General features: G+C 36.5%; 25 protein-coding genes. 8 read left to right on the top strand and 17 right to left on the bottom strand.

What is annotated here, in order from left to right:
* The coding region (locus tag D1B32_RS19455) for a manganese catalase family protein (protein ID WP_193552331.1) at window positions 1-422 on the top strand (422 nt) is incomplete at its 5' end.
* Window positions 423-595: 173 nt separating this feature from the next.
* Here D1B32_RS19455 and D1B32_RS19450 read toward each other — a convergent pair.
* Window positions 596-1,165 (bottom strand): helix-turn-helix domain-containing protein, encoded by a 570-nt coding sequence (locus D1B32_RS19450; RefSeq protein ID WP_118890203.1) that lies wholly within the window; start codon window positions 1,163-1,165, stop codon window positions 596-598.
* A 139-nt stretch (window positions 1,166-1,304) separates the two neighbouring features.
* On the opposite strand from D1B32_RS19450, the gene D1B32_RS19445 reads away from it, so the two are divergent.
* On the top strand, window positions 1,305-2,000 hold the full coding sequence (locus D1B32_RS19445) for an AzlC family ABC transporter permease (RefSeq protein ID WP_118890202.1): 696 nt from the start codon (window positions 1,305-1,307) through the stop codon (window positions 1,998-2,000).
* Window positions 1,993-2,304 carry a branched-chain amino acid transport AzlD family protein gene (locus tag D1B32_RS19440; RefSeq protein WP_240033848.1) on the top strand — a complete coding sequence of 104 codons (312 nt, stop codon included), beginning with the start codon at window positions 1,993-1,995 and terminating at the stop codon, window positions 2,302-2,304. Before D1B32_RS19445 ends, D1B32_RS19440 begins: the two co-directional genes overlap by 8 nt.
* A 107-nt stretch (window positions 2,305-2,411) precedes the next feature.
* On the opposite strand, the gene D1B32_RS19435 is transcribed toward D1B32_RS19440, so the two are convergent.
* The 3 genes from D1B32_RS19435 to D1B32_RS19425 form a co-directional block, all read right to left on the bottom strand.
* Window positions 2,412-2,852 carry a hypothetical protein gene (locus D1B32_RS19435; RefSeq protein WP_095313114.1) on the bottom strand — a complete coding sequence of 147 codons (441 nt, stop codon included), beginning with the start codon at window positions 2,850-2,852 and terminating at the stop codon, window positions 2,412-2,414.
* Window positions 2,853-3,010: 158 nt separating this feature from the next.
* The gene (locus D1B32_RS19430) at window positions 3,011-4,030 is read right to left on the bottom strand and encodes a 2-hydroxyacid dehydrogenase (protein WP_240033847.1); all 1,020 of its coding nucleotides are present in this window, start codon (window positions 4,028-4,030) and stop codon (window positions 3,011-3,013) included.
* Window positions 4,031-4,091: 61 nt separating this feature from the next.
* A complete protein-coding gene (locus D1B32_RS19425; protein ID WP_118890200.1) occupies window positions 4,092-5,150 on the bottom strand; it encodes an AEC family transporter in 1,059 nt (352 codons plus the stop codon).
* A gap of 411 nt (window positions 5,151-5,561) precedes the next feature.
* On the opposite strand from D1B32_RS19425, the gene D1B32_RS19420 reads away from it, so the two are divergent.
* Window positions 5,562-6,101, top strand: a complete 540-nt coding sequence (locus D1B32_RS19420) for an isochorismatase family protein (protein ID WP_095313094.1) — start codon at window positions 5,562-5,564, stop codon at window positions 6,099-6,101.
* Window positions 6,102-6,380: 279 nt separating this feature from the next.
* Here the strand turns inward: D1B32_RS19420 and D1B32_RS19415 are convergent, their stop codons facing one another.
* The 5 genes from D1B32_RS19415 to D1B32_RS19395 all read right to left on the bottom strand — a co-directional run bounded on the left by D1B32_RS19415 (window position 6,381) and on the right by D1B32_RS19395 (window position 10,347).
* Entirely contained in the window at window positions 6,381-6,917 is a 537-nt protein-coding gene (locus tag D1B32_RS19415; protein WP_095313093.1) for a CueP family metal-binding protein, read from the bottom strand.
* A gap of 157 nt (window positions 6,918-7,074) precedes the next feature.
* Window positions 7,075-7,731: an HAD family hydrolase gene (locus D1B32_RS19410; protein WP_095313092.1), complete on the bottom strand. Its 657-nt coding sequence runs from the start codon at window positions 7,729-7,731 to the stop codon at window positions 7,075-7,077.
* A 51-nt stretch (window positions 7,732-7,782) separates the two neighbouring features.
* On the bottom strand, window positions 7,783-8,337 hold the full coding sequence (locus tag D1B32_RS19405) for a GNAT family N-acetyltransferase (protein WP_095313091.1): 555 nt from the start codon (window positions 8,335-8,337) through the stop codon (window positions 7,783-7,785).
* Window positions 8,338-8,500: 163 nt separating this feature from the next.
* Window positions 8,501-9,253 carry an aminoglycoside phosphotransferase family protein gene (locus tag D1B32_RS19400; RefSeq protein ID WP_118890199.1) on the bottom strand — a complete coding sequence of 251 codons (753 nt, stop codon included), beginning with the start codon at window positions 9,251-9,253 and terminating at the stop codon, window positions 8,501-8,503.
* Window positions 9,254-9,408: 155 nt separating this feature from the next.
* A complete protein-coding gene (locus D1B32_RS19395; protein WP_118890198.1) occupies window positions 9,409-10,347 on the bottom strand; it encodes an aminoglycoside phosphotransferase family protein in 939 nt (312 codons plus the stop codon).
* Window positions 10,348-10,789: 442 nt separating this feature from the next.
* On the opposite strand from D1B32_RS19395, the gene D1B32_RS19390 reads away from it, so the two are divergent.
* On the top strand, window positions 10,790-11,095 hold the full coding sequence (locus D1B32_RS19390) for a PadR family transcriptional regulator (RefSeq protein WP_118890197.1): 306 nt from the start codon (window positions 10,790-10,792) through the stop codon (window positions 11,093-11,095).
* Window positions 11,096-11,113: 18 nt separating this feature from the next.
* A complete protein-coding gene (locus D1B32_RS19385; protein WP_118890196.1) occupies window positions 11,114-12,295 on the top strand; it encodes a chromate transporter in 1,182 nt (393 codons plus the stop codon).
* Between the two features lie 75 nt (window positions 12,296-12,370).
* On the opposite strand, the gene D1B32_RS19380 is transcribed toward D1B32_RS19385, so the two are convergent.
* Window positions 12,371-13,273, bottom strand: a complete 903-nt coding sequence (locus D1B32_RS19380; RefSeq protein WP_095313086.1) for a DMT family transporter — start codon at window positions 13,271-13,273, stop codon at window positions 12,371-12,373.
* A gap of 100 nt (window positions 13,274-13,373) precedes the next feature.
* Between D1B32_RS19380 and D1B32_RS19375 the strand changes: the two genes are divergently transcribed.
* Together D1B32_RS19375 and D1B32_RS19370 are read left to right on the top strand one after the other, a co-directional pair.
* Entirely contained in the window at window positions 13,374-14,255 is an 882-nt protein-coding gene (locus tag D1B32_RS19375) for an AraC family transcriptional regulator (protein ID WP_095313085.1), read from the top strand.
* 283 nt (window positions 14,256-14,538) lie between these two features.
* The gene (locus D1B32_RS19370; RefSeq protein WP_095313084.1) at window positions 14,539-15,174 is read left to right on the top strand and encodes a nitroreductase family protein; all 636 of its coding nucleotides are present in this window, start codon (window positions 14,539-14,541) and stop codon (window positions 15,172-15,174) included.
* A gap of 189 nt (window positions 15,175-15,363) precedes the next feature.
* On the opposite strand, the gene D1B32_RS19365 is transcribed toward D1B32_RS19370, so the two are convergent.
* The 7 genes from D1B32_RS19365 to D1B32_RS19335 form a co-directional block, all read right to left on the bottom strand.
* Window positions 15,364-16,302 carry a ring-cleaving dioxygenase gene (locus tag D1B32_RS19365; protein WP_118890195.1) on the bottom strand — a complete coding sequence of 313 codons (939 nt, stop codon included), beginning with the start codon at window positions 16,300-16,302 and terminating at the stop codon, window positions 15,364-15,366.
* 637 nt (window positions 16,303-16,939) lie between these two features.
* Entirely contained in the window at window positions 16,940-18,403 is a 1,464-nt protein-coding gene (locus D1B32_RS19360) for an aldehyde dehydrogenase family protein (RefSeq protein WP_095313082.1), read from the bottom strand.
* Window positions 18,404-18,559: 156 nt separating this feature from the next.
* Window positions 18,560-19,171, bottom strand: coding sequence for an NAD(P)H:quinone oxidoreductase (gene wrbA / locus D1B32_RS19355; protein WP_095313081.1), 612 nt, complete (start codon window positions 19,169-19,171; stop codon window positions 18,560-18,562).
* A gap of 355 nt (window positions 19,172-19,526) precedes the next feature.
* Window positions 19,527-19,745, bottom strand: a complete 219-nt coding sequence (locus tag D1B32_RS19350) for a hypothetical protein (protein WP_240033846.1) — start codon at window positions 19,743-19,745, stop codon at window positions 19,527-19,529.
* Window positions 19,746-19,935: 190 nt separating this feature from the next.
* Window positions 19,936-22,725 carry a UPF0182 family membrane protein gene (locus D1B32_RS19345; RefSeq protein WP_118890194.1) on the bottom strand — a complete coding sequence of 930 codons (2,790 nt, stop codon included), beginning with the start codon at window positions 22,723-22,725 and terminating at the stop codon, window positions 19,936-19,938.
* Between the two features lie 293 nt (window positions 22,726-23,018).
* A complete protein-coding gene (nrdG, locus tag D1B32_RS19340; RefSeq protein WP_095313079.1) occupies window positions 23,019-23,474 on the bottom strand; it encodes an anaerobic ribonucleoside-triphosphate reductase activating protein in 456 nt (151 codons plus the stop codon).
* Window positions 23,471-25,330: an anaerobic ribonucleoside triphosphate reductase gene (locus D1B32_RS19335; protein WP_118890205.1), complete on the bottom strand. Its 1,860-nt coding sequence runs from the start codon at window positions 25,328-25,330 to the stop codon at window positions 23,471-23,473. Before D1B32_RS19335 ends, nrdG begins: the two co-directional genes overlap by 4 nt.
* Between the last annotated feature and the right edge of the window lie 180 nt (window positions 25,331-25,510).

The following is a 25,510-nucleotide window of genomic DNA, read 5'->3' as shown; positions in this document are numbered from 1 at the left end:
AAATGCGTGTTTACGAAATGACAACTCATCCAACCGCTTTAGAAATGATTGGCTACCTACTCGTTCGCGGAGGGACGCACGTCATTGCTTATGCAAAAGCAATCGAAGTAGCTACAGGCGTAGAAGTTGGTAAGATGCTGCCTGTTCCAAGTTTGGATAATAATCAGTTTGACTACGCAAGGAAGTTCATGGATCGAGGATTGTTTAATGTGTTGTATACATGGGGAGAACCAGAGTATCGGGACATCAACCAAATATGGAAAGGGGCAAACCCTGAAACTGGTGATCCACTGCACGTAATCGATGGAATGCCTGAGGGTGCAGCAGTCCCCGATTTACCAGAGCTTCCGGAACAATTTGCACCAGGGATTGATCGTGATGACTACCACCGTATTTTAAAACGCTTAAAGAGTAATATGTGATCTTAAAAAACTTGGTTTCCGTCAAATCTTTAGATAAATCTCTGGTTGTACTTATACAGATAGAAAATTTTATACTTTCTTCTACCAAAGATAATATAAACTAGTAGAGTCCTTTTAATCAAAATCTGATTAAAAGGACTCTTTTTTTATGTCATTAAATAAATACAGCGTTTTTAGTGATTATTATAGGTAATAGCAAAATGTAAAATTGATACAGATGAAGATGGGTTAACGTATTTATGGAGCCGATCCCCTTTAAAGCGAATAGAATCGAATGCATTCAAATGATGCACTTCACCATCAAGCTCCATGGTTAGTTCTCCTGACATAACGGTAACAAATTCTATTACCCCTGGTTGATGTGCTTCTGAAACATATTCGCTTCTCCCCTGAAGATATCCTCGATATAATTCGAAGCTACGGGAACGAAATAATGGCTCAGCAACAAACAACTTATCTGAGCTTGATAGCTTCACCCCATCTCCTTTACGAATAATAGACACATCCGATTCCATTTCCAGTAGTTCCGTAATCGATATTTTTAGTCCATCTGCAATTTTCCAAATTACAGATAATGTTGGGTTAGCTTCCCCATGCTCGACCTTGATTAATGTTAATTTACTAACACCAATCTGTTTAGCAAATGCCTCCATACTTAGTCTTTTACTCGTGCGATATTTCCTTAGATTAGCCCCTATGCGCTTTCCTACATCTTCTTCCCTCCAAGGCTTTTCAATAGTCATGTAGTTCCCCCCAATAAAGTATATTTTAATAAACTTTTTGTTTAATTATAATATATAGTATAGTATAGTTAACTTTAACTTATATTTTAATTATACCAAAATAGACGATCTTTTACATAGGGAAGGAGCTGTTAAGTAGATGAATAACAAAAAACAAACAATTAAAAAGGGGGTCACTGAAGCTTTACCACTAGCAATAGCTATTGCAGCATATGGTTTATCTTATGGTGTGCTCACAACTCAAACAAGCTTAAGCCTAGCAAGTGCACTAGCAATGTCATTATTTGTGTTCTCCGGTTCCGTTCAAATGGTAGCTGTCGCAATGTTAGCAGCAGGAGCAACAGCTACAAGTGTTCTAATTGCTACTGCTTTGTTAAACCTGCGTAATTTATTATATGGAGCCGCACTTGCTGAAGGACTTTCTCCCGCTCCAAGAAAGTGGAGAGGTTTATTATCCTTCGGCGTGTCCGACGAAGCATTTGTTCTAGGCAGCGCAAGATTTCAAAAGCACGGTCCAGACCCACTCTATTTTGGTATTGTTGCAACTACCTTTTATCTTGCTTGGATTACTTCTTCCTATATAGGAGCGGTTATCGGCAGCCAGGTTGATCCGCTTAAATGGGGTTTGGACTTGGCCTTCCCAGTTACTTTTACAGCTATCCTTATTCCTTCTTTAAGAGGAAAGCCAGTCATTGCAACAGCACTGGTTGCTGTCACGATAACGGTTATCCTTCAATATGTAACACCAGGGAATGAATTTACGATTATTTTAGCAGGTGGTTTATCACCACTCATAGGGTTATATGTAAGCAGGAGGACAAGAGATAATGAATAACTGGATGCTCATTGCATTATTAACTATTTCTACGTACCTATCACGAGTCATTGGCGTCGAGATCATGGCTGGAAGAGAAATGAACGCAACCTTACGTTTATATTTTAATTATGTACCGATTGCAATTATAGCCGCACTAATTGCAAATCAAATGTTAGTACCAACAGACGGGGGAATCGCTCTTTCGTTACCAGTACTAATTGGCTGTCTTGCTACAGCAATTACCTTAAAAGTTATCCATACGTTTCTACCTTCCCTTATAATTGGAATAGCGGCTGGATTGCTAGCGCGTTATTTTTTATAGCTGGCAGTAAGCGACTTTTGCCTTCTATCCAGAAGCAAGCATAACCACACAACGATCCCAATGGCGGAAGATCGTTGTGTGGTTATAACTATTGTAGACGTTAACAACTAACATTGAAGTTGAACAGTTTTTCGATAAACAACACGCACACCCCAAAACCCGCCAAGGAGCATGGTGAGCATGCTAAATAATAGTTTCCATATAGCCATGTGCAGTAAACCACTCAAGATAAAAGGGATATGTGCTAAAAAGTAGAGAGCGATGAATAGAACAAGAGAAAGAGCAACAATTCTTCGGAGCTTTGGTGCAAAAAAGGCGCTGCAAATAATAGCTAAAGCTGTGCTAATCGTATTAAGATAAAGGTTATAAGCAATAAACGTAAACGGATCATTTTCATCATATAACCCAAAGACTGGCGTCAAACTAAAGGAAAGGAATTTATTAAATAAAAGGTACGATACAAAGAAAAGAGGTATAAACAACATCCAGCGAAAGTAATTCGGTAGTTTGTTAATTAAAGACAGCATCTCATACACCTCATTTTTCATTTTCTACACCTTCACCTTACCAAAAAGTGCATCAATTGTATAGATGGAATATAAGGTGGATAGTAGAAAACCAGGTATTCACTATTAAGCAAGACGAATGCCTTCGTTTTACTTATGCAATAGGAAAGCCGACCAATCGAACTGGTCGGCTTGGTTGATTAAACAAGCGCTATTTCAGGTAGTGGAACCTCATTCTCACAGCGGCCATACATTAAATACGCATGAAGGTTATCATAAGAAATTTCAACCATATTTGTTAATGCCTCATCTGTATAAGAACCGATATGTGGTGTAACAAGTACCCTTGGATAAAGACTAATTAATTCTTCAATCACAGGATCATCCAGCTTCTCACCTGTTAATTTGCGGAAGAAGAAATCCTTCTCCCCTTCAAATACATCTGTACCATATCCACTAAGCTTATTTTCTTTAATTGCATGCAGAATAGCTGAATGGTCTTGAATTTCTCCCCTAGACGTATTAATTAATACTGCACCATCCTTCATTTTATTGATGAAAGCTTCGTTAATAAAGTGATCATTAACACCTTTAAAGTGTGGAACATGGGCAGACACAACATCCGATATAGCTAACACTTCTTCCAATGGAAGGTACTCTACAATTCCCCTTGCTGCTTCTGACTCATAGATGTCATAAGCTACAACACGGGCTCCTAACCCTTTAAATAGCTTGGCAGTTGTCAAACCGATTTTTCCTGTTCCTAAAATTCCAATCGTTGACTTTCTAATTTCTTTACTAAACATCATGGCGTCCACGGTAAAATCTTTTTGATGCGTTTTAACAGTTGTATATGGGATATTTCGTAAAAGGTTAATTCCAAGGTTTAACGCAAGCTCTGAAATTGCATTTGGTGAATACGCTGGAACACGCGCTACTTTTAATTCCAATTCAGCCGCTGCTTCAAGATCAATATGATTATATCCAACTGTTCTTGTTAGAATATAGCGAATACCATAACCCGCTAATTTCGTCAGGTTTGACCGATCCGCTTTACAGTTTCCCCGAATCATTACTGCATCCGCGCCCTTACATTGCTCCACATTCTCATCATTCATTAGCTCTTCAATAAGTGTTAAATCAAAGTTATATTTATTTAAGGAATTGAAAAATTCTACCTCTACGTCTCTTACACCGAAACATACTAATTGAATTGTCATTTTCATTACCTGCCTTTTTAGTTATATTATTGTTCATCCAAATCTTTTTGAACAACCTCTATTAAGAAAAGATACTAAATCCCTTCATCAATTCAACAACTACTACCCATAGCGGCATTGCTACAACTCCCAAAATCGTTGATAGCAAGGAACAATTTGACGTTAATAAAGCTTCTTTATCAAAGCTAATCGCAAATGCTGCAGCAACTGTTGCAGTAGGAGTCGCCATCATAATTACTGCGGTTGCCATTGCAACATGATTAACTGGGAAAATACCCAACATACTTCCAGCTGTAATTAACGCTAAGATGAAAGCTGGAACGAAGATTACTTTTACAGCACTATATTGCAAGGACGGTTTATCACGGAATGCATCTTTTAATGGAATTTCTGCAAGCTGTGCTCCGATCGCAATCCATGCAAGCGGAGAGCAAAGCTTAGCAAGATAGTTCAATGTTTCAAATAACCATGGCGCTGTAACATCAATACGCAAGAATGCAGCAGAGACAGCGAGACCTTCAGCATTTGTTGCTTGTACCTGAGGAAGATAGCCTTGGAACATCCATACAGCAAGGCCTAGAAAGGTTGCAATGATAATTGGGTTCATTAACATGGTTTTAATATTATCTTTCGTAAACTTCAGACCTGACATTTTAATATATCCGTATGAGTACAAGAACACGCGATATGAAATGTTAAAAATAGATGCGTACATAACACCTTCTGCACCATACATCACACCAACAATCGGAATACCGAAAAACGTTGTAGAACCGAAAATCGTTAGTACATGTAATACTTTGTTTTTATCTCCTGTAAAATTCATAAAGAAGAATTTACCCATAATAATGAGCACAATATAGATAATAAATCCCCAAATTAATAAGTTAATACCTTGTGTTAAACTTTCCGTATCGATGTCCTGCATAAAAGCTGTATATGCAAGCGCTGGAATCGAAACACTCAATAGAAGCACGCTCAGCATCTTAGATGTCTGTTTGCTGATGATATCCTTTTTCCGTAAATAAAAACCGAGTAATATAATCAACACTGCAGAACTTACCGCACTAATTACCTTTGGATTTGTAATTGTACTAGCAAAAACCTCTGCAAAATTCATAGTCGTTTCCTCCCTAAAATCTATTAAGATATCTCAAAGTTTGTGAATAATTTCACATTAAACACCAAAAAAATAAATGCTGTTAACTTGTTTCACTTAAACTGGTAAATTGGATTTAAATTAATAATCTAGTATACAGTGAAGCCATTTCTTCATTACATACTAGCTTCTTTTGGGCCCTATTGTTTGTGAATCATTTCACAATTTAATAATACAATGCTTTTATCATTTTGACAACACCTTTTTCCAAATTATTTATGTCTGTTTTTTGACAGGAGGATGAAGACTTGCGCTTTAATGGTTCGCCTAATCTTTTCACAATAATAGAGTGAAAAGAAGGTTTAAATGAAGAAATAACGAACTTAATTAGTAAGCAGAAAATTAAATGCTCGTTTTGAGAAGAGGGATAGGATGCTCAATAAAGAAAGTACTGTTTTTGTATTAGTGGATGTACAGGGGAAGCTGGCTAACATTGTACAGGATAGCAAAAGCTTAATCGATAATTTAAAAGTCCTCATTCAAGGGCTCAACATTCTTCAAATTCCAATCGTATGGCTAGAGCAATATCCGCAAGGTCTTGGACAAACAAATGAAGCATTAGCAAAATACTTAACACACGTTAAACCGATTCATAAAATTACTTTTGATGCATGCAAAAACAAAGCATTTGTGGAGGCACTAACTGCTACGAAACGAAAACAGGTTCTAATAGCTGGCATTGAAACGCATATCTGTGTGTATCAAACAGCATTAGGAATAAAATCCCTAGGATATGAGGTGCAGGTTGTAGCAGACGCAGTATCATCACGAACGAAGTTAAATAAAGAAATTGGGCTTCACAAAATGCAAGCATCCGGAGTCCTGACATCAAGTGTGGAAATGGCATTATATGAATTAATGGAGACAGCTGAGAGCAAGGATTTTAAAAATGTTTTAAAGTTGCTGAAATAAGCACATAAAATAACAGCTTCCTTATAGGTAAGCTGTTATTTTTTTACTGAGTAATTTCTAGTAATCCAATACAGAGTCATACTCGTGACAGTGGTTGGAAAATACTAATCACCTGGATATGAATTCCCTCTATCTTTGTCTAGTAAGACTTAGTTCCTTTATAAATGACCGAACTTCTGCCTTTAATCTTTTTTCAAGCTTTCATTGCATTCATGAGAAATCAGGGACGTCGAATTGTAGGAAAAGGTCCATTTATTTAATCGACAAATCACACATACTTCAAACCAATTGTAACGTTGTAATGCACGTATTATCATTTTCAAATGAAGAAATCTCTGACTTCACTTCTTTCCCATCATTTGCAATTGTAATACGATACGTTTTATCTCGAGGAAGCCATAAGTCAATAAATCCATTGGAATGGGACTTGATTTTTTCATCTACTATCACATTACCTTCTAGATCTTCAATGTATACATCAAATTCTTCATTTACTAGTTCTCCTTGGCAGCCTGTTAAGCTATGAATAGCACAAGGATGGGTTTGCTCCATATAAGGAGCGATGGAAACAAAAAACTCATCTTCCGGTAAAGCATAGCTTTGCTGACTTCCATCTTGATCCGTCACAATCAGTTCATGTGATGTAATGGAAGCAGACTGATCTTCTACACTGCCAATGCTGTAATCATGCACCAAATCCTTAATGTCTTTCGATCCATTATCTTTCTGTGTCATGTTACTGTCGTTTACTGTAAACAAATATCCTACTAATACTACCAATGCAAATCCAATAGCCACAAGAATTTTTTTGTTCATCTTAAATACAGACCTTCCTCTCCCACTTTTTCAGATCCTTTTATCACGTTCAATAACCCAAACTTTAACATAAATTACTTACAGATAGGTTTTTTGTGAAGCGCTCACTATTCCTTCACATGCTTCAAAGGAGGGTTGTTATCTCGAATTACCGCACCTATTTATTTAAAGACCCTATAATTTCCTGTAAGGTCATATCCGCCATTGAGTTCAACTTTAAATGAAAGTTTTCAAATGGTAACGATTCTGTAACTGGATTCGGAATAATAACCGTTGGTACTTTCGCTTCCAATGCAGCTATTAAACCGTTTAAGGAATCTTCAAAAATGATTGCCTCATCCGGCTCAATATCAAGTACTTCTAACGTTTTCAAAAACAAATCCGGCGCAGGCTTAACATGTTCCACCATATCCTGTGTAATGAGATAATCAAAATAGGAAATCAAATCTAACTTGGTCAAATGGGTAGTCACCCACTTCTTAGTTGAACTCGTTGCTAAAGCAATTGTCAGGCCTGCCTCGTGTGCATCCGCAAGATAGGCTTCCACGCCTTCTCGTGCCTTTGCTTCCTTAACCAGTTGTGCATGTAACACCCCTGCGTGTTCACGAATAGCATTTGGATCCAGTTGATCACCAATCTCTTTTTCCAAATATGTAAATAATGCTGTATCATTTGAACCAACACATTTCACAAAGACTTCAAGCGGTAAATCAAATTTAAATTGGTCATGCAAAACTTCCTTATATGAATGAAACCAAGCTGTCTCTGTATCTAATATTAATCCGTCGAAATCAAAGATTACTGCTTTAATCATATTCCGCCTCCATTAGGTACTTTTTTAAATCATTGTCTTTTATAAAACCGTTTATTTAGTTACGATCTGCCGTGCTAATACGCTTTCCATCAAATCCCAAGCCTCGTGGCAGCTAGGTTCTGTAAGGAAAGGCTCAAATCCGAAGTTTAAATACATATTAACAGCCTGATAACTCGTTGTTTGCGATGTAAGATATGCTCTTTCATGATGCTGCGCTAAAACTTTCAAAGCTTCACTAAGCAAAGGCTTCGAAAGTTTCTTCCCTTGATATTCAGGAACAACACCAACCCAATGGATTCTGCCCAAAATCTCACCACCACCTTTTAAATCTCCATACCATGCTGTTGTTGTTGCAATTGCTTCTCCATTACTATTCTCAACGAATAGACAGCGTTCTTCCATTTCATCTATGTATGGACCAAATTCTTTCGCAAAGTGTTCAAGTGCAGCCTTTTCATCTTTAAATTCATCCACACTCGCTTCAATTCTAGCCCAGTTATGCTCATCACCTTTTTTAAACATCCGAATTTGATACCCATCTGGAAGGGGAAATTCCGGAATATTTAATAGATTTTTTCTTTCCATTTTTAAACGTATTCTTTTCATTTTTATCATCCTTTTATCATCATTTTCCTATAAAATTATCTTTAAACTAGACTGTCTCTTCAGAAATTATACGTTAGGAAAAACATAACAAAACAAAGCCTGCTTAGCAATTCAATACATGATAAACTGTTTACAGAAAAACACCTTGATTCTAAGGTAGTAATTACATAAGAGTTGACTCGTCTACAATCTTTATTAGACGTTCAACACTTTCTGAAGATACATTTTCAGACAAACGTGCCCCCGCAATGATAGGAGCCCATTGAAGTATTTCTCCTCTTGAAAAACCGCTTTTCTCACAATATAAATGGATATATCGATCAGCTAATTCCGTTGCAATCTGTGAAAACAAGAGATACGTACGGTAGACATCTGCTCGAACATCACCTGCGCTAGAATCAACCCAATCAATTATTGCCACATCTTCATTGCTCAGAATCAAATTAAATGGATGAAAGTCTCCATGACATAATCGTTTTTCAAATGTCATGGCATCTAACTTCTGTATTAACCTCGTCTTTTGCTTTCCATCTAGGTAGCTCGTTGCGTTAATTTGACGATATAGTTTATCAGACATTTGTTCAAGTCGTGTATTTGCAGCATGGGCATGTATTCTCTGTTGTACCTCAACAGAGATCTTAATGTAGTGCTCTGCTCGTTCTAGGTTTGCCATTAAAAGGTCACCTAACGTCTTTCCCTTTATATACTCCATTATAATTGCTTGTTTCCCATCAATTTTCGTAACATCTAAAACTTTAGGGACAAAAATTCCACACGAATAAGCATATTTTTGCTTTTTCGCTTCATAAATAGCTTCATTTTGTGGCAAGTCATCGTTAAACAATTTCACTACTCGATTATTACTGATATAAATTTTTGCTGTATTACCGGTAGCAAATGGATTATCTAACCTCACTTTTTCTCATCCTCACATTATAAAGATGAATTATTACCTCATCTTTATATTAGTTCTCTTCAATCATCGTAATTCCTTTTTATAATAATAGTTATTATCCTTTTACAACGACTGTGATGACACTTTCGTGACAGGAGAAATAGGTTCTGGCTTAATCATTCACCAATACGTTTCAACTCATCTACTAAGTAATTTATTGTCGTAACTCGTTCTTGCTCTTCTTGCTTATCGTATAAAAGTTGTTCGATAAACTCCCAAATATCCTCTAGCTTTCTTTTTTCTTGATAAAATTGTAATACGTTCGAGTCAATTGAGAAGTTTGGATGATTTTTTCGATAAATCGTAATAAATTTATTGAAATAGTCCTTATTCACAACAAACATTAAATCCGCTTCGACCGGGGCTAATTTTAGCCCCTCCCAATCGATTAATATTAAATGATCAGATTGCATTAAATTCCAATAATGTAAATCGGTATGGCACAGACTCATTTTCAGATTAGCTGCTTTTAGTTTCCTTGCAAGTCCTTCAACACGTATAATCATCTCTTGTAATGGCTTCATGTAGGAACGAATTAATTGCCATATGTCGATAGGAAAATTATTGCCATTGTTCACTGTACCTTGTAACTGTTCTAAAAAAGTTACATCAAAATCCTCTTTGATTGCATCTGTTTTAATAGGAATATCCTCTGCATATAAGTGAAGCTCTGAGACAATCTGTGAAAATTGCTTTATCTGGGTATCTGTTAAATCTTGATTACCAATTGTATCCCCTTCGATATAGTCGTACAGCATATAAATATTGTTTTCATCTTCGCATGTATACGCACTCTGCTTTGTTAAAATCGGTACAATGATATGATGTTTTAAATTACTATATTCCTTTAACCACATCAGTATAGGTATATATTGGTCAATAAGTGCTGTTAATTTTGGTGTAGACGCTCTTTTCTTTTCGTATACTTTTAAAAAGTAACTACTCTTTCCATCATCCACCTTATAAGCAAGGGATGCCCAACCACCTTGTTGATTTGATACATTAAGAACTTCAAGATTATAGTGTGCTCTTAATATATTATTAATGTTATCCATCTGATTCCCTCCTTATAAAGGAAAAATATCTTTGAAATGCAAATTAAATCAATATAAGCCATCCATTTCAAACCCAAAATCAGAAATACAATTCTCATTCTACTTTTATTTTATGGCAATGCATGAACACTGATAATGTTAGCTTTTCCTAAGTGACGATGAATATTGTCTACTACTTCCTATGTACGTAAATTTGTTATGCATTCTGGAATGCGCTTTCCTTCATATTTATATATTTACTATAACAAAATTTCTTCTATAAGCTCTATTTTATTTTCTAATTTAAATCAAGTTTAATGAACTCCATTTTATAGATAATGTAAAGTTTGTTAAGTTTCAATGATGTACATTGAATTGGATATTGACACATGTTATCTTTTACATATCGAAAATCAATATCGGAAATCGATATTGAAAGAATATTAGGAAGGAGTAAGTAAAATTGGAAGATAAGATACTGCGAAAGCTCTTTTTAGGATTTATTCAAATACATATCTTACATCACGCAAAGGAACATCCGATTTACGGAGCTTGGATGCACGAAGAGCTACAGTCACATGGCTATGAGATTAGTGCGGGTACATTATATCCAATTCTTCACAGTATGGAATCAGATGGGCTTTTGACGAAAGAAAATCGAAATGTAGAAGGAAAAATAAGAAAATATTATACAGCTACTAGCAAGGGAAAAGAAATTCTTGATCAAGCCCGGGCTAAGGCTTATGAGCTGTTTAAAGAGATTAAATAATAGGAGGCTAGTTCAAATATGAATTATAAACTTAAAACATGGTTTGAGATTTTAATCGTCTCTACTAGACTTGGCTTAACTTCATTCGGTGGACCTATTGCACATTTAGGCTACTTTCACGAAGAATATATTCGAAGGCGAAAATGGATGGACGAGAAAAGCTATGCAGATTTAGTTGCGCTTTGCCAATTTCTTCCTGGACCTGCTAGCAGTCAGGTTGGAATTGGGATTGGAGTCATGCGCGGAGGAGTAATAGGTGGCATTATATCGTTTCTTGGCTTCACATTACCATCTGTGATTGCACTTATTATTTTTGCTTCCCTTCTTCATACATTTGGAATTGAAGATGCTGGATGGATCAATGGACTTAAGATTGTTGCTGTTGTCGTTGTCGCTCATGCAGTCTTAGGAATGGCTAAAAACTTAACACCAGACTTAAAAAGGAAAACAATTGCTTTATTTACGCTCGTTGTTACACTACTATGGCAAACAGCTTACACACAGATTGGCGCAATTCTTCTAGCAGCAGTTGTCGGTTTTCTCCTTTTTAAGCAGCAAACCAACATGGAAGAAAAAGCGGTTAGTAATTTCCATATTTCCCGTCGATTCGGATATATTTGTTTATCTCTATTTTTTGGCTTGCTCATCCTGCTTCCGATATTACGCAACATTACGTCAATAGAATGGATTGCTTTGTTTGATAGTTTTTACCGCTCGGGCTCTCTCGTTTTTGGTGGAGGACATGTTGTATTACCGTTATTAGAACAGGAATTTGTTCCTGCTGGATGGCTAAATGAACAGGAGTTCCTTGCAGGTTATGGAGCAGCACAGGCAGTTCCCGGTCCATTATTTACGTTCGCCGCATACATTGGGGCAGTAATAAATGGCTGGCAAGGTGGTTTGTTTGCTACATTTGCAATATTTTTACCAGCATTCCTTCTTATATTAGGTACATTGCCATTTTGGGATGCACTACGTCGCAACCCGAAAATTAAAGCTGCATTAATCGGGGTAAATGCTTCTGTTGTAGGTATTTTAATTGCTGCACTTTACAACCCAATTTGGACAAGTGCTATTCATGCTCCAATCGACTTTGCTCTGGCTGCAATATTATTCAGTATGCTTGTTTATTGGAAGCTTCCACCATGGGTAGTTGTGCTATCTGGTGCAATCGGTGGATTGTTCTTATCGTACCTTTAAAATTTCTTGAGATCGTGGAAAGGCTATTCCAGGTAAGTATTGGGATAGCCTTTTTTATCTGTTGTGACACTTTTATTACTTTTTCACTAACGATAGATAAACAATTAAAATTAATATCAAGGCCATTCCGATTACTTGCCAAAGTCCGAACGGAATACTTAACCAAATGATGCTGCTAACAACTGCTGTTAACGGCTCAACAGTGCCCAGTAATGTTGTTTCTTTCGCTTCTAGATACTCTAGACTTTTGATAAACATCCAGAAGGCAAGTGTTGTACCAAATATAATAGAGAAGCCTAATACGCCGATAGTTGCTGCAGACCAATCCTGTGTTTCAACTCTCCAAATTGGATGAATGATATTCATACACACCCCAGCAATAATCATAGCCCACCCAACAACCGTTACAGATGAATAAAAACGTAGCAGATTACGGGCATAAAGTGTATAAAATGCTAATGATAAACCAGAAATAATCCCCCAAACGATAGCAATACCTGGGACTGATAATCCTTTAAAGGAACCATTCGTTAATAAAAGCAGTGTTCCGATAATCGTTAACAGAATCGCAATCACATCTGAAACATGTAACCTTTGATGCCCTCTAAAAATAACCCAGATAATAATATAAATGGGAGCTAGATACTGTAATAAAGTAGCTACTGCAGCGTTACCTTCTGCAATGGAGGCCATGTAAGAATACTGAACTAATAACATCCCCAACAAGCTAAAGATAATTAGAGACAATCTTTTTTGGGGATTTTTCCATATTGTAAAAACTGTTTTTCTACCTGTTAGAAGTAATTGTATTCCTAATAATAATATCCCACTAATAACGAGTCTTGTTGAAACAAACCAATTTACACTGATATCAGCTGTCTCAAATAAATAGTTTGCTGCCGTTCCACCAATTCCCCAAAAACTTGCACCCATGAGAACAAAAATAATGCCCACTATACGTTTGTTTGTATTTTTCATTACATCACCTATAATATTAAGATATGATTACTATATCTAAGTAAACCGTATAATTATATATAAATAGAGTCAAAAAATATATAAATATTGAGGTGATGCAATGAAGAGAGAGATTATCTTAAATTCACTGAACGAAGAACTCATTCCTTATACAGAACCAGGTTGGCAACACTCCCTAGAATACACAACTATTTCAGAGAGACTCTTAGGATATATCCCCTTACATTGGCATGAAGAGTTACAATTTGTGGCCGTGGTAAAAGGTACGATAGAACTTCATATTTTAGGAAGAAAAATAAACTTACCAGAAGGATCCGGATTTTTTATCAATTCTGGGGTTATTCATGAAATCCATGCAAAAACATGGAATACTGCATTTATTTGCTGGAATATCGGGATTACATTATTCGATAAACACATTCAGACGAAATACATCCTTCCTATAATTCAGGAAGGGAGCACACCATATGTAATACTAAACCCTTTAAAAGACAGACATAACCTTATCATACAGGCCATTTTAACTAGCTATGATTGTTACGTTAAAAAAGAAAAATCATTTGAATTAATCATAACCATTCAATATCTAACATGCATCAAGGAATTACTTCATGAGATTGTACTTGATTCATCCAATCGTTATCCGATTTACGACCAACGGGTAAAAAATATTCTAGAATACATTCATACCCATTACCGAACACAAATTAAATTAGAAACACTTGCTGAAATAGCCTATTTAAGTAAGTCTGAAACGAACAGATTATTTAAGAAACATGTTGGGCGAACTCCCTTTACGTATATCCTTGATTACCGATTAGAGCGCAGCATTGATCTTCTAATCGGGACCAGGAGCACTATTACTGAAATTGCGATAGAATGTGGGTTTTATAGTGTTAGTTACTTTATTGATAAGTTCAAGAAGTCATTTCACCGAACACCTAAAAAATATAGGGATGAAAAATGGTTAAGAAATCGTTAAATTCTTAACCTATTCAAAAACATTCTTATTGGATTAGAGCCGACAAAATATTTTCAGCTGATCAAATGTTTGTTTAATTACTGAATTAGATTCTCCATCAATTAAAAAGTTAATTTTTTTCTAAAATGTCTTAATTCCTCATCTGTTTCAAATTTGTTCCTCTAACCTCACGAAAATCTGGAGATTATCTATTTCGTTTTCCAAGCATTTAAGTTGAAATATTTATCATCCAAGTTATAGTTAGGTAAAAAGAACTATTTTTATATTTCAGGAGGGAATCAGAATGAATTACGAAGAGTTAGTAACCACTCGACATTCAGCAGTTAATTTTATGGAAAATGAAAAAATGACTGAAGATGATTTTCATAAAATATTTGAATTAACAAAACTCGCACCAAGTGCTTATAATTTACAGTTTACGGATTATTTAGTAATAACGGATGAAAACAAAAAGGAAAGAGTAAAAGAGTTAAGTTATAACCAATATAAAATACATACAGCTAGTGCCGTTATTATTGTAATGGGAAATAAAAAGAGCATTGAAATGTCCGAGGTTGAAGAGATCTATAAGCCGATGAAAATGCTAAAGATGATGAATGAAATTGATTATGATATGACAATGGACGCAATAAAGAAATATAGTGATGGATTAAAGGGAAATTCAAATGCTCTAGATATAGAATTGGCGCGAAATGTTGGTATTAATGCAATGTTATTCATGCTAAATGCCAAGCATTATGGATTTGATACTTGTCCAATGCATGTCCATCATGTAGACCAATTAAGAGAAGCGTTCAATATTCCAAATTATCTCCAACCAATGATGATGATCACGATTGGTAAAAGTGTTGATAAGGTGCGTCCACGGGGCTATCGTAGACCAGTAGGAGATTTCGTCAATTTTAATGGATATCGGTAAAATAAATATAATTTACGGTGGTTGGGAGATTAAAAAACAGATCCATTGAATGGCTACACTCAAAATCACAAACATTACAAAAAGACGTCCACGCATTACACATGGACGTCTAAATTACTTTTCTAATAATAGTTACAGCACTCTATGCAATTGATATTTGAGACCAGTCGAAGAACGGATCCATTATCCCTATTTATCCAAGCTTCTTACCTCAATCGGTATTAAAGCTTTATTTAATTGATCACGGTACTGTTCATATTGGGCAGGTAGCTTCAGCTCTGTTCCCATTGTTTCGTATGACTCATCATGAGCAAATCCTGGCGTGTCTGTTGCAATTTCAAACAGAATTTCGCCATGTTCTTTAAAGTAAATGGCATTAAAATAGTTTCTATCTCTTACTGCTGTAACGCCATAACCATTGTTAGCTACATGCTGCTGCCAGTCCAAATGATCTTCATCGTCTTTTGCCCGCCATGCTATATGGTGAACTGTTCCAACCCCAACTTTTCCTCTTCCAATTAGAGTTTGTTTTACATCAATTACATTGCCGATATCACTGTAAGATTTGAAGCGGACTAAATCCTCTTCCTCACCGACTTTTTCAAGGCCCATCACATTTTGCAATGTTTCCCCAGTCTTTTCTGGATTAGTAGATAACAGGATTGCCCCGCCAAACCCTTTAATAGCTACATCTGATGTAACATCACCATGTGTCCAATTATTAGATACGCCGCCTTCTCGTTCTACGAGTTCTAGCTGTAAACCATGTGGATCGGCTAATTCTAAATATGTTTCCCCAAATCGTTGCGTTATTTGGTACTCGATATTGAATTTCGCTAATCTATTTTCCCAGAAGTTCATAGAACCGATCGGAATAATATACGTGGTTACGCCAACTTGTCCACTGCCAATCTTTCCTTGATAGGCGTTAGCCCAAGGGAAGAAGGTAATGATCGTACCTGGTTTCCCTCCGTCATCACCAAAATAAAGATGATATGTGCCCGGATCATCGAAGTTAATTGTTTTTTTAACTAGTCTTAATCCTAAAACACCTGCATAAAAGTCGGTGTTTTCCTGCGGGTGTCCTACAATTGCTGTAATATGGTGAATACCTGCTGTCTTCTTCATTAAATCCTCTCCTTCACTTTAATATTTCTTTGGTCTTTAAACTATATATTATTGTTTAAAATTCACGTTCCATTTTAACTCTTAATTTTATTCCTTTAATTAATTTAATTTTAATTAATTTATCTTTAATTAAATATATTATCGCATGATGATCCCACTATGTCAACGATTTATTTTTAATTAAATATAATAAGTTTTTTATATTTGTTTTTCACGAAAATCAAAGTGGTGATTGGGATAGTAAATATAGTGTGGAAATTACAAAAGTGACCATGGTCATCAGCTTTGGTCTGACAGAGTCAATCAAAATACTAATCAACTCTATTTGATGCATCGGTAGAAAAATGGATGGTTCTGGTTAGTGTATTATAAAAACTACTGCAAAATAATTGCGAGGCTGAGACAAAAATATTTTTATAAAAATAAAAACCGAACACGATTGGTGCAAATAACTCGCTCCGCAAATATACTTCGCGCATCCAGTGGCGGCTGGTGAGCCCCCTTGTACTATCGCACTAAGGTGTCTCACCTTTGCCTTACCTTCCGCTGAAGTCTACGTATATTTCCTGCGCTAAGCTTATGCATCGTTCGTCTTTAACATTCAACACGTTTGTTATGTCCCAGCTTCTTTCTTAAATTAAAATGGAAACTTTCGATATTCATTTTGTACAGAAATCCATTTTAGTTTTGTAAATTCATCAACTACCCATGGATTTCCAAATCTTCCTAAACCACTTTGTTTATTTCCGCCGAATGGAATATTGGATGCATCATTAACAGTTTGGTCATTAACATGTGTCATCCCACTGTCAATCTTCAATCCATATGCCTCACCTTTTTTGATATCCGATGTAAATATGGAAGAAGTCAGACCGTAAATTGTATCATTTGCTATATCGATCGCATGATCGTCCGTTTTAGCTTTAATGATTGAAACTACTGGTGAGAACAATTCAGTTTGAGCAATTTCGTCCGAATTATCGACATCAACAAATACATATGGTGTTAGTATGTTTCCTTCACGCTTTCCTTCTAAACCAAGCTTGACACCATCCTTTTTTGCTTTTTCAACAGTTTCAAGCACTTTTTTTATTTGATTTTCATTAATAAGCGGACCAATAACCGTGTCTGGATTTGTTTGATCCCCGTACGGTAATTTCGCAGCTTGCTCTATGAATTTATTTGTAAATGCTTCATATAAATCATCGTGAACAATAATCCTGTTAATGGACATGCAAATTTGCCCCTGGTGCATAAACTTTCCGAAGATAGCTGCCTCCACTGCCTTATCAACGTCCGCATCCTGCAGAACAATAAATGGGTTATTTCCACCCAGTTCTAATGCGACACGCTTGAGATTTTCCCCAGCAACCCTGCCTATATGCTTTCCAAATCCAGTCGAACCAGTGAAAGCTACTAGTTGTATAACTGGGTTTTCCAGCATTTCATCGCCGATCTCATCTGGAGTTGTAAGGATTGATTGGAATACTCCATTAGGCAATCCTGCATAATCAAAAGCTCTTGCAATAATAGATCCACCTGTCAATCCAACCTGTAAATCGGCTTTATGAACAACCGTATTTCCCAGTGCAATTGCAGGTGCAATTGATCGCATCGATAAATTCATAGGAAAGTTAAACGGCGAAATAGATGAAATCACTCCGAGTGGCTGACGATAAACTTTATTTATTTTCCCTTCAATTGTCGAAGGAATTTCTATTACGTTATCTATGGTGTCCATATAATTATATGTTTCTTTTAACACCTCGATTGTAAGATTTAATTCTAATTCTGCTTTGAGCAGTGTACCACCTGTTTCTTTACTGATTATAGTTATAATCTGCTCTGAATTATTTTGCAGAAACTCCGCAGCTTTTCGAAATACTTCCTTTTTGTCACTCACAGAAGAATGTGCCCATTCTATTTGCTTAACCTCAGCAACCTCAAACGAATGCTTTAATTGTTTTAACGATGCCAAATTAACAGAGGTTATTACGGAATTATCATAAGGATTAACAATATTTTCTGTAATCCCTGCAGCTCCTTCTACCCACTTTCCATCAATATAATTTCTATTATAATTCTCTATAAAGTTTTCCACTCGTACACACCTCTCTATAATGAGTTCTAATATACCTTTTTCCCCTTCTAAGTAAAAATATTCTTAAACACCGGTCTGCTGAAACTTATAATGCAGGGGAAATTAAAAGGCACGAGCCCAATGTATATATCGAGCTCCTGCCTCTTTAAAATATCTTTATTGAATTCCCCTTTTAACCCACTCGGCAACTGTCGCCGTACGTTTTGCTTGATGTTTCACAGCACCTTGAACGTCTTCAATCATTTTACCTTCTTGATCGACTGTTACACTTGTCCCATAAGGATTTCCACCCGCTCCATAAATAATAGGATCCGTGTATCCAGGAGTTGCAATAATAGCACCCCAGTGCATCATAGAAGTATACAATGATAAAATAGTCGCTTCTTGCCCACCATGCGGATTTTGCGCAGAAGTCATTGCACTTACTACTTTATTCATTGTTTTTCCCTTTGCCCATATTCCGCCTTGAATATCCAGGAATTGCTTCATTTGAGATGGCATATTCCCAAATCGCGTCGGAACACTGAAAATGATAGCATCTGCCCATTCAATATCCTCTGAGGTTGCTACTGGAACATCTTTTGTTGCTTCAACCGTTGCTTTCCATCCTTCATTTCCTTCAATCACTGATTCAGGGGCTAATTCTTCTACTTTTAATACCCTTACTTCAGCACCTGCTGTTTGTGCTCCTTCCTCTGCCCATTTCGCTAACTGATAGTTTGTACCACCCATACTATAAAAAATAACTGCTAATTTAACATTTGACATATTTTCTATTCTCCTTTGTTTTTGCGATTAGCTTGTCTACAAAACCCCATTTTTATTCCACATTTATAACGTCTTTTATCAGACTTAAAAAAGTCTTATTTCTTCCAAAACCGCCAAAAGTCATCTAAAGTTACCCCACTTGTTAAGGTTTAGCACACATGTGTTGATAAAAATATAGATACAAAAGGAATTAACCATTATTTAATTTTAATAGATGCCGGTTGATTTAAAAAGCAGCCTAACCGAAGGCGATTCTACACAACTGAAATCGCGAGTATTCTCGACTAAATGATTAATAAAGAAAAGGCTGATTCAACAAGAATGTCATTGATCAGCCTTTTCCTTTAAACGATGATTACTTCAAATAAATTTGCAATGAAACCTTCTTATTGGCATAGGACCAAACTGTGTTTTCTACTTTTAGGTTAGTACTAAATCTTTCAATCCAAACCTGCTTTGCATTCAATAATGCCATTAATTGAGCAGTATTAAGTGTCACTTCTTCTGTTTCTTCATTTTTTTGAAAAACAAATACGACGTTCACCAGATCTCCTTGATTCATCGTAACGTTCACTTACCTTCCTCCTTTATTTGTTTTAGTAACATACAATCAACTTTAAATAAATGTTTCACTTTTAGTTCGTCGTATAAATGGTTATACATTCTACCGCATTTCTCAGAATGAACCACTAAGGTCTTATGGTAATTTCTTCATGAAAAAAGATGAGCACCAAAGATAAAAGTGCTCATCTCTTATAAACTTATTATTGATTTGCTTGTTCTAACCGTGACTCAATTTCTGCCATAATTTCGCCTGCTTCTTCCCAATTCCCATTAGCAAGGGCATCTTGATAATTACTAAACAGCTCGGAGAATTCCTGTAATAATTGATCTGAATCGACTGACGTTTCCGGAGCTGACGGCTCCTCCTCTTCCGTTTCAGTTGATTGTTCAGGTTCCCCTTCAATATCCTCTTGGGATGGCCCTTCAGGCTGTAGATCACTTGCGTCAATATCACCACTGGCAAGTTCAAGGATACGCTCTAATGCTTCATCAAAAGTTGCCTCCATCACAATATGATCCTGATATGCGACGACAACCTGTTTTACTTCTGGCAATGATGTTTCATTAGAAGACTCGATGTAGATTGGTTCCACATAGAGCATCGTGTCTTCAAGCGGAATGGATAACAAGTTTCCACGGATAACTTGAGAACCACCCTGCGACCACAGGTTTAACTCTTGAGAAATAACACTGTCCTGGTTAATCCGGTTTTCAATTTGCTGAGGACCATAGACATTCTCCTGTTTTGGAAAACGATAGACAAACTTTTCACCATAATGCTCGCCGTCGTTTCGTACACCAATCCAGCCAATCATGTTCTGCCGGTTTCTAGGTGTATAGGGCATCATTAGAATGAATTCCTCTTCCTCATATTCCGGAAGCTTCATCGTTACATAATAAGGTTCCATCTCAATATCCTCATTAAAATAATGCTCCGTCGGAAATTCCCAACGATCTTCACGGTTATAAAAAATCTCCAGATTTGTCATATGATACGTGCCATATTTGTTTGCTTGGATGGTAAACAATCTTTCTGGATAACGAAAATGACTTTGTACATCTTCTGGAATTTCCGTTGTAAACAAGTCCGGGAATATATTTTGATACGTTTTGAGTAATGGATCATCTGGTTCGGTTACAAAGAAATTAACTTCTCCAGTATAGGCATCGACCATCACTTTCGCTGCGTTTTTAATGTAATTTTTGTTGTCTTGATAGTTTTCTGCATATGGATAGCCTTGTTCGACAAGATAAGCATCAATAATCCAAGCTAGTGACCCATCATCTCGAACAATGATATATGGATCTTCATCATATTCAAAAAACGGCGCAATCCGGTTCACACGGTCCACAATATTTCGTGTATCAAGCAACTGACTTTCATTCGAGAGCTGATCCGACACGAGCATACGGAAAGAACCTTCGTTCATAGCAAATAGTAATCGGTTCCAGCCACTAAGCTGAATCCCCTTATCTGCTTCATAACGGTTGGTCATATTCTCATCACCAGATGGATAGTCAAATTCATCGACTGCTGAATTGACGATCACGTTTGGATAATCCAACTCTCCAAAATAAATTTGCGGACGCTCAACATCAACCTCTCCTTCAGGCGGGAGATTCCTTACAATATATTGTGGTTGTCCTTGAGAAGTAACCTCATTGACTTGGCTCATCGCAATCCCATAGCCATGTGTGTAGCGCAATGTCTGGTTTACCCATGTTTGGGCTTGCTCTGGCAAGTCATCCGTACTCAATTCTCTTGCACCTATAAATACTTGCTGGTAATCGCCGTCAATTTCATAACGATCAACATCAATATCATTAAATTGGTAGTACGTACGGAATGTCTGCAATTGATTGTAAATATCAAGCAACGGACGCGAATCATTAATTCGCACGTTATTAATGGTTAGCTCATTATTCTCAATCATCTCTTCATCTAATGAATCTTGGTTACCCGGATGTTCTGAGATATTAATATTCTCAAGATCATAAGCTTGCCTTGTATAATTTAGGTTATGTTCTAAATAAGGCTGTTCGCGCTGAAACTCATTTGGCTCTACCATATAGTTCTGAACAATTGCGGAAACCCCTTGTCCAAGAATAATGACAGCAATATATAAAACAATTGGAATTAATATTGAATTAATATTACCTTTTCGCAGTGTAAGAATAACCCAAATTGCCCCAATTACTGCAACCGCAGCTAGAATATAGGATACAGGAATATTAATAATGCGATCGGTATAACTTAGGCCATGTACCACACTAGTTTGAAACACATTCACTTGATTCGTCAGTAAAGTTTGAAAAGGTGATAGTAAGTGTGTGACCGCTAACAATACGCCAATAATAGCAATGGTTAGTCCAAGATGAATTTGCGCAGAACGATTCATGCGGTACATATGAAAAACGGAGTATGCTGCAATCACAACGACAAGCATGAAGAAACTTAATCCTAGTAAAATATTGATGATAATTTCTAAAAATGGCAGTACAAACATGTAGAAGGAAATATCTCGGTTGAAAATTGGATCACTTTCTCCAAACGTTTCATAGTTTAAGACTTTTAAAAGTGGCTCCCAGCCCACCCCCTGTACAATAATACTACCAATAAGTCCTGCAAATACGGCAATTGCGATAATTATTCCATTCACAATTACTTTCTTTTGTGAGAAAAATGCAGGAAGCTGATGGTGGTCAAAATGGCTTAAATAGGTTCTGCGTATCCAAAATACGGTTAACCAGGTTACAAAGCCAAAAATGACAAAACCAGCTGCTGCAAGTGTAAGTTTACTACCTAAAATTGTCGTAAACACGTTACCAAAATCAATGGAATCCATCCAAATATATTCTGTAATCCATTGGAAAGCGATCGTACCCAAAATGAAAAGAAGAAACAGAATTCCAATAATCGCTCCAGTCCAACCACCGAACTTTTGGATCTTTTTCATTTGTTTCTGGTTTATATTAACGTTAAAGTCCATACATCCTCCTTTTTCGGTTCCTTACGAATAAATCCCTAGCTATTTTCTTATCTATTCAAGTTAAAAAGAAAGAACCGGTACTTATGTATTAGTATCTATATCTATTATTCTAACAATAATACATGTATAAGTCATTTTTGGTTACTTTATGACAAAGGAGGGAAATACCGATAAAAGTTCCTATAAATAAAGGGCAGAACCCATAATAAATAATTCATGGTTCTCGCCCTTCATCACTCTTTCTATTTTTTTAAAGGATATCCATGTTCAATAACAAAACCACGATATAGCCCTTATACCTGTGATAAATCGATAATACGTTGATTTCGACTTCCATAGAAATTTAAGGTTAAATCTCGCTCCTCCAAAATAAACGGGCCATCAACTAGCACATCACAATAATGGAGTAATTTCTGTTGATATGGATCAGGCGATTCAAGCAATTGTTCCAATGTGTAACCGGTATAGGCCCAAATGTTTTTCTTTAGCTCTTTTAGTCGTTTTGCTACTTGAGATACGTCTCTTGCTTGGAAAAACGGGTCACCGCCAGATAAAGTAACATCTGTTAACGGATTACTCGCTACCTCTTCAACCACCTCTTCAACTGTCATTTCTGTACCATTACGGATATTCCAGCTTTTTGGATTATGACATCCCTTGCAGAAATGTGGACACCCCGCGAAGAAAATAACCGTTCGCAATCCTTCTCCATCAACAACAGAATCATGAATAATATTCATCACTTTCATTGATGTTTAACCCGTTCCTTTTCTTCCGCACATTTGGCGGAATTCCATCGTTTCATATCTCCAACCAAATATCCAGTAATTCTTCTGATTCTTCCAATTCTACTCTCATCTGCATTCTGACAGTTTGGGCACGCATTCTCTATAATTCCGGAATATCCACATACACCACATTGATCAACAGGATGATTGATTGCACCATAACCAATATCAGCGGCGGCCATTGCTCTTACTAAAACATCTAATGCCTTTATATTTTTAGAAACATCTCCGTCACATTCGATGTATGTAATATGACCACCATTACATAAACGATGGAAAGAGCCTTCAATTTTAGCTTTATCAATACTCTTGATAGAATAGTAAACCGGGACATGGAAGGAATTCGTATAGTAATCTCTATCTGTTATACCAGGTATTTTTCCGAAAACCGCTTGGTCTTTTCGAGTAAACTTTCCAGATAGTCCTTCTGCGGGTGTTGCAATCAACGAGAAATTCAAATCGTAATCTTCACTCGCTTGATTAACTCTGTCCCGTAAATACTGAATGATTCGATATCCTAATTGATAAGATTCCTCTGATTCACCATGATGCTTACCAGTTAAAGCGACTAAAGCCTCCGCCAATCCAATAAAGCCAATACTTAATGTGCCTTGTTTTAACACATCACCAAGTTTATCTTCTTGTTGAAGGTTTTCGCTCCCTCGCCAAATATGCTGCCCATATAAAAATGGAAAGTTTCCTGCCTTCTTTTTAGTTTGAAAATCAAATCGCTCCATTAATTGTTTTATTGTAAGTCCAGTATAGTAATCTAATAGTTTAAAGTAATCGAACTCATTCTTTGCGGCAAGTGCAAGCTTTACGAGATTGATAGAAGTAAAAGACAGATTTCCCCGCTGCACTCCATTTTCCTCACCATGACGATTTGCCATCACACGAGTCCTGCAACCCATATAGGCCACTTCCGATTCTGGAGTACCATCATAATGCACTTTATTAAACGTCGAATCGATAAAGCTAAAGTTTGGAAATAATCGCTTCGCTGTTGTTTCAAGTGCTAATTGGTATAAGTCATAATTCAGTTCTCCAGGTTCAAAATTAATTCCCTTTTTCATTTTAAAAATCTGAATAGGGAAGATTGGTGTCTCACCATTACCCAGGCCTGCTTTCGTGGCCAACAAAAGGTTCTTGATAAGTAGACGACCTGCCTTAGATGTATCCGTACCGTAATTGATGGAAACAAACGGAACTTGTCCACCTCCGCGCGAATGCATCGAATTACAATTATGTATAAAAGCTTCGCAGGCCTGGTATACATCTCGATTCGTTTCCTGCCATGCTATCTCATCTATTTCTTCCGCTGTATATGAAGTAGCATAGCTTTGTATACGTTTCTTATTTTTCTCGAAAGTTTTATTAACATAAGGTGCAAGATCATATTCAAACATGGGATAGCTTTGCCCACCATGCTGCATGTTTTGATTCGATTGAAAAATAATGGATGCTAAAGCCATCGCACTTACAATATCTTTCGGTTCACGCATATGTCCATGTCCAGTATTAAAACCATCTTTCAGAACTTTTCCTAGTGGAATCTGACAACAAGTGGTTGTACCCGTAATTAGAAAATCAAGATCATGGGGGTGGATATAATTTTCATCGATTGCTTGTCTGACATCTTCGCTAAGTATCAATTCTTTCGCATACGACTTCGTTACTTCCGCAGAAACCTTTGACATTTGTCCCATTGGTGAGTTCCCATCAACATTGGCATTTTCTTGAATCAGATCATGATTACTTGTATAAACAATCTCATCCAATTTGTTTAGCGGGAAGTAGTCTTTCACTTCCGTTGACATACTTGTACTCATTTTTCCGCTCTCCCTTTTTTATTGTTTCTAGTTCTCTTATTTTGTTTTATTCCTCCAAGCCTTAATACTACATTTGGTGTTAACAAAACAAATTAACACTATATATTGTATGCTATCATAGTAAAAAAGAAATAGCTGTGTCCAAATTGTGAAACCGCAAATTGAAGT

Origin of the sequence: Oceanobacillus profundus, from assembly GCF_003515705.1 — a bacterium.
GTDB lineage: Bacteria > Bacillota > Bacilli > Bacillales > Amphibacillaceae > Oceanobacillus > Oceanobacillus profundus.
Note: the sequence above shows the minus strand (reverse complement) of the source record. Positions and strands in the feature narration are given on the sequence as shown.

What these genes read in the sequence shown, in the direction of transcription:
- D1B32_RS19450 (WP_118890203.1), bottom strand. Translation starts at nt 1,165, where the DNA reads ATGACTATTGAAAAGCCTTGGAGGGAAGAAGATGTAGGAAAGCGCATA.
- D1B32_RS19445 (WP_118890202.1), top strand. Translation starts at nt 1,305, where the DNA reads ATGAATAACAAAAAACAAACAATTAAAAAGGGGGTCACTGAAGCTTTA.
- D1B32_RS19440 (WP_240033848.1), top strand. Translation starts at nt 1,993, where the DNA reads ATGAATAACTGGATGCTCATTGCATTATTAACTATTTCTACGTACCTA.
- D1B32_RS19435 (WP_095313114.1), bottom strand. Translation starts at nt 2,852, where the DNA reads ATGAAAAATGAGGTGTATGAGATGCTGTCTTTAATTAACAAACTACCG.
- D1B32_RS19430 (WP_240033847.1), bottom strand. Translation starts at nt 4,030, where the DNA reads ATGACAATTCAATTAGTATGTTTCGGTGTAAGAGACGTAGAGGTAGAA.
- D1B32_RS19425 (WP_118890200.1), bottom strand. Translation starts at nt 5,150, where the DNA reads ATGAATTTTGCAGAGGTTTTTGCTAGTACAATTACAAATCCAAAGGTA.
- D1B32_RS19420 (WP_095313094.1), top strand. Translation starts at nt 5,562, where the DNA reads ATGCTCAATAAAGAAAGTACTGTTTTTGTATTAGTGGATGTACAGGGG.
- D1B32_RS19415 (WP_095313093.1), bottom strand. Translation starts at nt 6,917, where the DNA reads ATGAACAAAAAAATTCTTGTGGCTATTGGATTTGCATTGGTAGTATTA.
- D1B32_RS19410 (WP_095313092.1), bottom strand. Translation starts at nt 7,731, where the DNA reads ATGATTAAAGCAGTAATCTTTGATTTCGACGGATTAATATTAGATACA.
- D1B32_RS19405 (WP_095313091.1), bottom strand. Translation starts at nt 8,337, where the DNA reads ATGAAAAGAATACGTTTAAAAATGGAAAGAAAAAATCTATTAAATATT.
- D1B32_RS19395 (WP_118890198.1), bottom strand. Translation starts at nt 10,347, where the DNA reads ATGGATAACATTAATAATATATTAAGAGCACACTATAATCTTGAAGTT.
- D1B32_RS19385 (WP_118890196.1), top strand. Translation starts at nt 11,114, where the DNA reads ATGAATTATAAACTTAAAACATGGTTTGAGATTTTAATCGTCTCTACT.
- D1B32_RS19380 (WP_095313086.1), bottom strand. Translation starts at nt 13,273, where the DNA reads ATGAAAAATACAAACAAACGTATAGTGGGCATTATTTTTGTTCTCATG.
- D1B32_RS19375 (WP_095313085.1), top strand. Translation starts at nt 13,374, where the DNA reads ATGAAGAGAGAGATTATCTTAAATTCACTGAACGAAGAACTCATTCCT.
- D1B32_RS19370 (WP_095313084.1), top strand. Translation starts at nt 14,539, where the DNA reads ATGAATTACGAAGAGTTAGTAACCACTCGACATTCAGCAGTTAATTTT.
- D1B32_RS19365 (WP_118890195.1), bottom strand. Translation starts at nt 16,302, where the DNA reads ATGAAGAAGACAGCAGGTATTCACCATATTACAGCAATTGTAGGACAC.
- wrbA (WP_095313081.1), bottom strand. Translation starts at nt 19,171, where the DNA reads ATGTCAAATGTTAAATTAGCAGTTATTTTTTATAGTATGGGTGGTACA.
- D1B32_RS19345 (WP_118890194.1), bottom strand. Translation starts at nt 22,725, where the DNA reads ATGGACTTTAACGTTAATATAAACCAGAAACAAATGAAAAAGATCCAA.
- nrdG (WP_095313079.1), bottom strand. Translation starts at nt 23,474, where the DNA reads ATGAAAGTGATGAATATTATTCATGATTCTGTTGTTGATGGAGAAGGA.
- D1B32_RS19335 (WP_118890205.1), bottom strand. Translation starts at nt 25,330, where the DNA reads ATGTCAACGGAAGTGAAAGACTACTTCCCGCTAAACAAATTGGATGAG.